Raw genomic sequence first — 8,731 nt, 5'->3', positions numbered from 1 at the left:
CCCCCGCCCCGCGCAGCCGTCCGCGACGCCGGGTGCGCTCGCTGCTGGGCGCCGGCGTCTGCGCGGGCCTGGTCGCCGGTGGCCTGTCCGGGGCCGGGACGGTCGCGGGCGCGGCGCCCGTCCCGCTCGCCCCCGCCCGGCAGGCGGTCGCCACCGGCTACGGGGGAACGGTCGCCAGCGTCGACCCCGACGCGACGCAGGTCGGCCTGGACGTGCTGCGCCGCGGGGGCAACGCCGTCGATGCGGCCGTCGCCACGGCCGCCGCCCTGGGCGTCACCGAGCCCTACTCCGCGGGTGTCGGCGGCGGCGGGTTCCTCGTCAGCTACGACGCGCGCACGCGCCGGGTCAGCACCATCGACGGCCGGGAGACGGCACCCGCCGCCCTCACCGAGACCGGGTTCCTCGACCCGGCGACCGGCTCACCCCGGCCGTTCGCGGACCTCGTGAACTCCACGCTGTCGGTGGGCGTGCCGGGGACCCCGGCGACGTGGGACGCCGCCCTGCGTCGGTCGGGGACGATGCCGCTGGCCGACGTGCTGTCGGGAGCCCGCTCGCTCGCGGAGCGCGGCTTCGTCGTCGACGGGGAGTTCCACGACCAGACCGTCGCCAACGCGGAGCGGTTCGCCGACTTCTCCTCCACGGCCGACCTCTTCCTGCCGGGCGGCGAGGCCCCTGCGGTGGGATCGGTGTTCCGCAACCCCGACCTCGCCCGGACCTACGGCCTGCTCGCCGAGCACGGCGTCGGGGCGCTGTACGGCGGCGAGCTGGGCCGCGCCGTCGTCGACACGGTGACCGCGCCACCCGTGGCCCCCGGCGTGGAGCGCGAGGTTCTGCGCGGGGCCATGACGCTGGACGACGTGGCGGCCTACCGGGCCGTGCCCCGCAAGCCCACGCGCGTGCGGCACGCCGGTCTGGACGTCTACGGCATGCCCGCCCCGAGCAGCGGCGGCACCACGGTCGGCGAGGCCCTGAACATCCTGCGGGCGAAGGGGTCCGGGTACACCGGCGCCGACCTGGAGCACCTCCGCCTCGAGGCCGCGGCGCTCGCCTTCGCCGACCGCAACCGGTACGTGGGCGATCCCGACGTCGTCGACGTCCCGCAGCGGGAACTGCTGTCGTCGAGGTTCGCGGCGTCGCGCGCGTGCCTCGTCGACGTGGCCTCGACGCTGCCCCGGCCCCTCGCGGCGGGCGCCCTGCACACCGGCGTGTCCTGCCCGGCCGGGGGCCCGGCGAACCCCACGCCGTACGAGGGCGAGTCGACCACCCACCTCGTGACGGCGGACGCCCAGGGCAACGTCGTGTCGTACACCCTGACCATCGAGCAGACGGGCGGCAGCGGGATCGTCGTGCCGGGGCGCGGGTTCCTGCTCAACAACGAGCTGACCGACTTCAACGCGGCCCCGGTCGTCGCCGGGCAGCCGGACCCGAACCTGCCCGGGCCGGGCAAGCGCCCGCGCAGCTCGATGGCGCCGACGATCGTCCTGCAGGGGTCCCGGCCGCTGCTCGCGACCGGGTCGCCCGGGGGCGCGACCATCATCGGCACCGTGCTCGGCATCCTCGTCAACCGCCTCGACGGCGGGATGGACCTGCCCGCCGCGATCGCGGCCCCGCGCGTGTCCGAGCAGAACGGGGTCCGCGCCACCGCCGAGCAGGCCTACGTCGACTCCCCGCTGGGCGTCGAGATGCAGGCGCGCGGGCACGCCCTGACTCCCACCGACGAGATCGGTGCCGCCGTCGGGCTGGAGTTCCTCGCCGACGGCCGGATCCAGGCCGTGGCGGAGCCCGAGCGCCGGGGCGGCGGGGCCGCCGGCGTGGTCCACCCCGCGCCCTGACGGTCCGCCGCGCTGACGGTCGGCTCCGCCCTGCGCTGACGTTCGGCTCCGACCCGCGCTGACGTCGGCACGGCGCCGCGGGTGCTCGGCCGCCCGTCGCGCGGGTGGCCGCCCCGGGCGTCGGGGTGGGTCTCACGCCGGCGCCGTGGTGGCGCTCACCCGGCGTCGGCGACCTCCTCCTCCGGGCGCGGCGGCACGGTCTCGTCGACCTCGAGCTCGGGGACCGCGTCGTGGCTGGGCTGGTCGGCCGGCTGGCCGTCGGTGGGCTGGCCGTCGGTGGGCTGGCCGTCGTGGGTGGGGGCACCGGAGTCGCTCATGCCGGAACGCTACGGCGCGGGTGCCGTGTGGCACGGGCCGACGGCCCAGGACCGGGGCCCCCGTCCGCCGGCCAGGAGGCCGACGAGGACGCCGACCAGGACGCCGACCGGCGCGCCGACCAGGACGCCGACCGGAACTTCGACGGGGACGGCGACGAGGGTGCAACCGGCCGGCCCCCGGCTGCGTCGGAGGCCGTGCGGACCGCCGGATCGCCCGGCGCCCCTCGAGCAGCCCAGGAGGTCACCATGGCCAGCACCCGAGCCACCGCCACGCGCACCGCTGCCCGCCTCGTCGTCGCGGGCAGCGCCGTCGCCACGCTGGCCCTCGTCGCCGGCCCCGCCGTCGCGGCACCCGCCGACGCCTCCGCCACCACCGCCGACGTGACGGCCGCCGTCCAGACCTCCCCCGCCACGGCGGGCGTCCCGCGCGAGGCGTACACCGTGGCCGACGTCCGCACGGCTGCGTCCGACGCCGCTTGGGCCGGCGCCGCGATCGTGCCGACGGGGGACGACCTGGACCCCGCGACCGTGGTGCTGCACCTCGTCGGTGGGGTCTGGACGGTCGTCGACCTGGGCACCGCGCAGGTCGGCTGCGGCACCGCGCCGGCCGTCGTCGCCGTCGACCTGGGTCTCGGCTGCTGACTCCCCGGCGCGGGTGCCCCGTCCGCACGGCGCAGCGCGACGGACGGGACGACCCGGCCGGCGCTCAGCCCAGGTCGAAGTCCGACTTGCGGATCAGGCCGTGCACCCCGGTCGTGCGGTCCACGACCTGCGAGACGTGGAAGTCGGTCGCCGCGCTGAGGTAGGCGTACGCGACCGGCCCCGGCATGCCGAGGTCGCCCGTCAGGAACTCCAGCGCGTGACGCACCGCGGTCTTCATGGCCACGTCGAGGTCCGTGCCCTGCGCACCGCCCTCGGGACCGTCGGGGTCGCTGAGGCCGATGGGGATCCAGTGCTCCGGGGTCTCGGCGAAAGGGCTGTCCGCCGCGGCCTTCGGCGCCCCGTCCCCGGGTCGCACCACGGTCAGGCGCAGGGTCGCCCGCAGGGAACCCTCCATGGCCGTCAGCGCCACCTCGCCGTCGCCCTGCGCCATGTGCGGGTCGCCGATGAAGAACTTCGCCCCCGGGACGCGGACGGGCAGGTACAGGGTGGACCCCACGACCAGGTCCTTGATGTCGATGTTCCCGCCGGTGTCGGTGGGCGGCACCGAGTCCACGAGCGAGCGCGTGTCCCGCGCGACCCCCATCAGACCCAGGAACGGGCGCAGGGGGAACCGCGCCGTCACGGGCCCCGGCAGCGACCCGGTGAGCGAACCGCCCGTCGCGGACACGGGGGTGAAGACGCTGACCTCGCCGCCGACGTTGAAGTACTCGGCCAGGGACGCGTCGCCCTCCCACTGCTCCGGGAACTCCCCGGGCAGCGCGCCCTTGCCGTGGCGGTTGGAGATGACGCCGTAGGGGACCCGCAGCGCGAGGTCGAGCACCTCCACCTTCAGCACGTCGCCGGGTTCCGCCCCGGTCACCGCGACCGGCCGGTTGACGACGTGCGGACCGGGGCCGTCGTGCGGGGTGTGGGCGGCGATGGCGACCGCGTCGCGCAGCACGTCCCGCTCCCGCACCCCGAAGCCCGTGAAGTAGCCACGGGGGTCGTTCCCCTGGTCCTCGAGGATCCCCTCGTGGGACACCGTGTCGATGGTGACGACGGACCCCGAGGCCACCACGGCGGCGGGTTCGGTGTCGCGGTTGGGCAGGCGCCCCCACAGCACCGTCGAGGGGTCGGTGCGGACGTAGGTCCCGGAGCGCGGCCCGCGGCCGGGCTGCAGCACCGGGGGGAGCCGGCCCCCCGTCGACGAGGCCGTCGACGAGGACGCCGCGGAGGTCGTCGACGCGGACGCCGGGGAGGCGGTGACCAGGGTTCCGGCCGTGGCGGTGAGACCCGCCGCGGCGCGCAGGACGGAGCGTCGGCGGAAGGACGCGGGGGACGAGGGCGTGGGCTGCTTCACGTCGGTCACCTCAGCAGTCCCGCGTGTCACCGGTGTTGCCGGCCGGTTGCGCCGCCGTGACGCGCCCGCCGGTAGCGTCGTCGGGTGCCCGCTGACCTCATCGGAACCGACGCGCCCGCACCTCGCTGGGGACCCCGGCTGCGCAGCCGCCTCGCTCACCTCATCGCCGGCGGGCCGGTCGCGGTGCCCGAGGTCGTCGGCGAGGGAGGGCTGACGCAGGCGCAGGCCCTCGAGGTCCTCGACGCCCTCGTCCGGATGGCGGAGGCCCTGCTGTCCTGCGGCGCTCCCGCCGCCGACGTCACCGCCCTGACCCTGCGCGCCGCCCACGGATCGGGGTTGCGGCACACGCAGGTCGACATCACGTTCACGGCCGTCATCGTCTCCACGGCCGGCGCCGGCCCCGCTCCGCTGACCGCCGTGCGCGTCGTGCAGGTCCGGGCCACGGACTACTCGCGCCTCTCGGCGCTGTACGAGGTCGCCCACGACGCGGGTGAGGGCCTGTCCGCCGAGGAGGTCGGGGCGCGGCTGCGCCGGGTGCTGTCCCAGCGGCGGCCCTACCGTCGGTGGATCTCCGGGACCGCGGCCGTCGGGCTGGCGGCGTCGGTGGCCGTCCTGCTGGGCGGGACGTGGGCGGTCGCCGTGGCGGCGGCGCTGACGACCACGGTGCTGCAGCTGGTCCTCGCGGCCGCCAACGCCCGGGGTCTCCCGGCGTTCTTCCAGCAGGTCGTCGGGGCGGCCTTCGCGACGTCGGTCGCGCTGGCGCTCCTCGTGTGGCAGCCGTACCTGCCTGCGTGGCTGGGGCCCTTGCCGCCCTCGCTGGTCGTGGGCTCCGGCATCGTCGTGCTGCTGGCGGGACTGTCCCTCGTGGGCTCGGCGGAGGACGCCATCTCGGGGTTCTACGTGACGGCGGGTGCGCGGGCCTTCGAGACGATGCTGCTGACGACCGGCCTCGTCCTGGGCATCGCGGGCGTCCTGGACCTGGGGCAGCGCGCGGGCATCGCCCTCAGCCTCACGTTCGCCGAGGTGCAGGGCTACCCCGTGGGGGTCGAGGTGGTGGCGGCCGCCGCGGCCGCCATGACGTGGGCCGTGTCCGGGTACGCGGACCTGCGCGCCGTCGTCATCGCCGGTGTCGTGGGGGCCCTGGCCTGGGCCGCGTTCGTCGCCGGCACGAACCTCGGGCTGGGCCCCGTCGCGGCGTCCGGCCTGGCGGCCCTGGTCGTCGGGTTCCTGGCCGAGGGGACCGCGTGGCGCTGGAACGTGCCCGGTGTCGTCATCTCGATCTGCGGCATCGTCGCGCTGCTGCCCGGCCTCGCCATCTACCGCGCCATCTTCACGGTCGTGGGCGGGGGAGTCTCCTCGGGGCTGGCCCAGTTCGTCTTCGCCCTGGGCACGGCGCTGGCCCTCGCGGCGGGGGTGACGCTGGGCGAGTTCTGCAGCACCCCGCTGCGGCGGGAGTTCGACCGGGTGGAGCAGCGCGTCCGGCGCCGGTCGCTCAGCCGGCAGTTCTGACGCGCGTCCGGCGTCCTCCGGTGGGCGGTGCGGTGCCTTGGTCGCGTCCATACGGGGGAACGTAGGCCCGGCCTCCGACACGACCCGTCCCCCGCTGCGACGTCCTGCAGCGCAGCAGGTCTGCGCGCAGGCTGCGGTCCGCCGGGTCCACAGGCCCACGCCGGCGCGGTCCTGTGGACGACGCCCGCCGGGGTGCGGAGCGTCCTCCACCCTGTGCCCGTGCCTCTTCTCACCGCGACCTCAGCCGGCCGACCCGTCTCAGGACGCGGTGTCGACCGCCCGCAGCCGGCGGTCCAGGGGCCCGGTGACGAGGGCGAGCAGGTCCTCGTCGGCGAGGGCCTGCCGGTCCTCGTCCGGGACCGTCGTCGCGACGAGCAGTTCGCGCGCCCCCGTGCGCCGCACGAGCCCCTCCAGAGCGTCCGCGACGTCGGCGGCGGTTCCCGACACCGTGCGCGCGAGCGCGTCCTCGACCGTGCGGCGCTCGCGCGGCGTGAGCCTCTCGAGGTCGACGCTGCCCGCGGCCGGCAGGGGCGGGAACTCACCGCGGGACCGGGCGACCGCCAGGCTCCAGGCCTGGGGCAGGAGCTGCCGCCGGGCCTCCTCGGCGCTGTCGGCGACCAGCACGTCGACCGACAGGGTCGTGCGGGGGCGCGGCACCCCCTCGGAGGGCCGGAACTCGCGGCGGTAGCCGGCCAGGGGGCCCGGTCCCTCCAGCGCGGGCCCGCCGACCACGACCGGCAGGCCGAACCGGGCCGCGGTGGCCAGCCCCCGGTTCGTCGCCAGCAGGAACACCGGGGGAGCGCCGACCGCCGGGCGCACGGTCACCTCGCCGCGGCCGTGGAGGAACTGCAGGAGGTGGTGCAGCCGGTCCTCGAACCCACCGGTGCCCGGTGCGGAGCCGTCGAGGGCGCGGCGCACGGGAGCGGTGAAGCCGAGCGAGCGGCCGACGCCCAGGTCGATCCGGCCGGGGTGCAGCGCGCCGAGGACGGCGAACTGCTCCGCGACGACGAGGGGGACGTGGTTCGGCAGCATCACCCCACCGCTGCCGACGCGGATCGTGGAGGTGGCCGCGGCGACGGCCGCGAGCAGGACGGCGGGCGCCGAGCCCACGACCCCGGGCACCGCGTGGTGCTCGGCGACCCAGAACCGGTCGAAGCCGGTGGCCTCCGCGCGCTGCGCCCGCTGCACGGTCGCCCGCACCGCGTCGGCGTCCGACGCGCCCGCCCTCGTCCGGGACCGGTCGAGGAGGGAGACCGCGAGGGGGGTGCGCATGGTGCCGGTGACAACGCCCGGGCCGACCGGAACCGTCCCGCGGTCCGGCTCGCGGGGCGGCGGGCACGCAGTGCTGCCCTCCCGGATGCGACGCGGTCGCGGAGCAGTTCCCGGGCCGCCGCGCGCCTCGTCCCCGGCCCGCCGCACACCGGGCCTGTCGCACGGCCGGCCCGCGCATCGGATAGACAGGACCCCGTGCTGCACGTCCACCGGTCGGAGAGCGCCACGGCGCTCGTCGCCGGGCTCGCCGAGGTGCTGCGCAGCACACCCGGGGACCCCTTCGCGGCCGACCTCGTGGCGGTCGGCGCCAAGGGCACCGAGCGGTGGATCGCCCAGCGCCTCTCCCACCACCTGGGCGCCGCGGAGGGTGCGGGCGACGGCATCTGCGCCCGCGTGGACTTCACGAGCCCGGCCGCGCTGCTCGACGCGGCGGTGGCCGCGGCGAGCCCGGACTCCGCCGCGTCGGTGGAGCGCTGGGCCCGCGACCGCCTCACGTGGCACGTGCTCGACGTCCTGGACGCGCTGGCCGACGACGGCGCCGACGCGCGGTTCGCCGTGCTGCGCCACCACCTGCGCAGCGTCGAGGGCGGGGGCTCGCCCCGGGTCCGGCGGGTGGCGGCCGCGGAGCGCCTGGCCGGGCTCTTCGTCCGCTGCGCGGCGGCGCGCCCGGAACTCCTCTGCCACTGGGCCGCAGGCGCCGACGACGGCCTCGGGGGAGTCCCGCTGCCCGACGACCTCCGCTGGCAGCCCGAGCTGTTCCGCCGGGTCCGCGAGCACGTGGGGGTGCCGTCGCCCGCCGAGCTGCTCCCCGAGGCGTGCCGGGTCCTGCGCGCCGAGCCCGGCACCACCGACCTGCCGGACCGCCTCAACGTCTTCGTCGTGACCCGCCTGGCGAGCGCCCGGCTGCAGGTGCTCGCCGCCCTCGCCGCGCACCGCGACACCCACCTGTGGCTGCAGCACGCCAGCCCGGCGATGTGGGAGGCGCTGCAGCGCCACCGGCCCCCCGGCGGGGACCGTGCGCTCGCCGAGGCGGTCGCCCAGCGCAGCGTGCGGCACCCCCTGCTGCTGTCCCTGGCCCGCGACGTCCGGGAGCTGCAGGTGCGCCTCGGCGCCCTTGCGCCCGGGTCCACGGACCGCCACCACCCTGGCCCCCCGGCCCCGGCGACGCTGCTGGGCGCGCTCCAGCGCGACCTCGCGGCGGACCGCTGCTCGCCCGTGCGCGAGCGCCCGGTGCTGGCGGCGGGCGACACCTCGGTGCAGGTGCACGCCTGCCACGGCCGGGCCCGGCAGGTGGAGGTGCTGCGCGAGGTCGTCCTCGGCCTGCTCGACGGGGACCGCACGCTGCAGCCGCGCGACGTGCTCGTCATGTGCCCCGACGTGGAGACCTTCGCCCCGCTCGTCACCGCGGTGTTCAGCACCGACAGCCACCCGGGCGGCTCCCTGCGCGTCGCCGTCGCCGACCGCTCCCCCCTGCAGACCAACCCGCTGCTGAGCGTGGCCGCGCGGCTGCTCGAGCTCGGGGCCGGGCGCGTCACCGCCACGGACGTGCTGGACCTCGCCGGCGCGTCCGCGGTGCGCCTGCGCTTCGGCTTCGACGACGAGGCGCTGGAGCAGGTGCGGGAGTGGACCGTGGACGCGGGCGTGCACTGGGGGCTGGGGCCCGGCCACCGCGGTGCCTGGGACCTGGCCGACCTCGCCCAGGGGTCGTGGCGCGCCGGGCTCGACCGCGTGCTCGTCGGCGTCGTCCTCGACGGGGGCGACGGGGACGTCCTGCTCGCGGCGGACGCGCGGGCCGCGGA

7 protein-coding genes are annotated in these 8,731 nt (G+C 77.3%); 4 read left to right on the top strand and 3 right to left on the bottom strand.

Going from position 1 to position 8,731, the window contains the following annotated elements; genetic code table 11:
• Positions 1-41 precede the first annotated feature (41 nt).
• Positions 42-1,832: a gamma-glutamyltransferase gene (ggt, locus tag GTR02_RS16905; protein WP_166608662.1), complete on the top strand. Its 1,791-nt coding sequence runs from the start codon at positions 42-44 to the stop codon at positions 1,830-1,832.
• Positions 1,833-1,987: 155 nt separating this feature from the next.
• Here the strand turns inward: ggt and GTR02_RS16900 are convergent, their stop codons facing one another.
• Positions 1,988-2,149 carry a hypothetical protein gene (locus GTR02_RS16900; protein ID WP_166608660.1) on the bottom strand — a complete coding sequence of 54 codons (162 nt, stop codon included), beginning with the start codon at positions 2,147-2,149 and terminating at the stop codon, positions 1,988-1,990.
• A gap of 246 nt (positions 2,150-2,395) precedes the next feature.
• Here GTR02_RS16900 and GTR02_RS16895 point away from each other — a divergent pair, with 246 nt between their 5' ends.
• Positions 2,396-2,791 (top strand): hypothetical protein, encoded by a 396-nt coding sequence (locus GTR02_RS16895; RefSeq protein ID WP_166608659.1) that lies wholly within the window; start codon positions 2,396-2,398, stop codon positions 2,789-2,791.
• Between the two features lie 64 nt (positions 2,792-2,855).
• Here the strand turns inward: GTR02_RS16895 and GTR02_RS16890 are convergent, their stop codons facing one another.
• Positions 2,856-4,151, bottom strand: a complete 1,296-nt coding sequence (locus tag GTR02_RS16890; protein WP_166608658.1) for an acetamidase/formamidase family protein — start codon at positions 4,149-4,151, stop codon at positions 2,856-2,858.
• An 84-nt stretch (positions 4,152-4,235) separates the two neighbouring features.
• Between GTR02_RS16890 and GTR02_RS16885 the strand changes: the two genes are divergently transcribed.
• Positions 4,236-5,660 (top strand): threonine/serine exporter family protein, encoded by a 1,425-nt coding sequence (locus GTR02_RS16885; RefSeq protein WP_205709473.1) that lies wholly within the window; start codon positions 4,236-4,238, stop codon positions 5,658-5,660.
• A 258-nt stretch (positions 5,661-5,918) separates the two neighbouring features.
• Here GTR02_RS16885 and GTR02_RS16880 read toward each other — a convergent pair whose 3' ends face one another.
• Complete coding sequence (locus tag GTR02_RS16880; RefSeq protein ID WP_166608657.1) at positions 5,919-6,932, bottom strand: MsnO8 family LLM class oxidoreductase; 1,014 nt, start codon at positions 6,930-6,932, stop codon at positions 5,919-5,921.
• Between the two features lie 195 nt (positions 6,933-7,127).
• On the opposite strand from GTR02_RS16880, the gene GTR02_RS16875 reads away from it, so the two are divergent.
• Positions 7,128-8,731, top strand: a 1,604-nt coding sequence (locus tag GTR02_RS16875) for an exodeoxyribonuclease V subunit gamma (RefSeq protein WP_166608656.1), incomplete at its 3' end; no start/stop codon positions are given.

It is taken from the genome of Kineococcus siccus (assembly GCF_009906795.1).
Taxonomy (GTDB): Bacteria; Actinomycetota; Actinomycetes; order Actinomycetales; family Kineococcaceae; genus Kineococcus; species Kineococcus siccus.
This window is presented reverse-complemented; position numbering and strand designations above follow the sequence as displayed.

Coding starts and splice junctions, on each gene's coding strand:
- GTR02_RS16900 (WP_166608660.1), bottom strand. CDS start 2,149: ATGAGCGACTCCGGTGCCCCCACCCACGACGGCCAGCCCACCGACGGC.
- GTR02_RS16880 (WP_166608657.1), bottom strand. CDS start 6,932: ATGCGCACCCCCCTCGCGGTCTCCCTCCTCGACCGGTCCCGGACGAGG.
- GTR02_RS16895 (WP_166608659.1), top strand. CDS start 2,396: ATGGCCAGCACCCGAGCCACCGCCACGCGCACCGCTGCCCGCCTCGTC.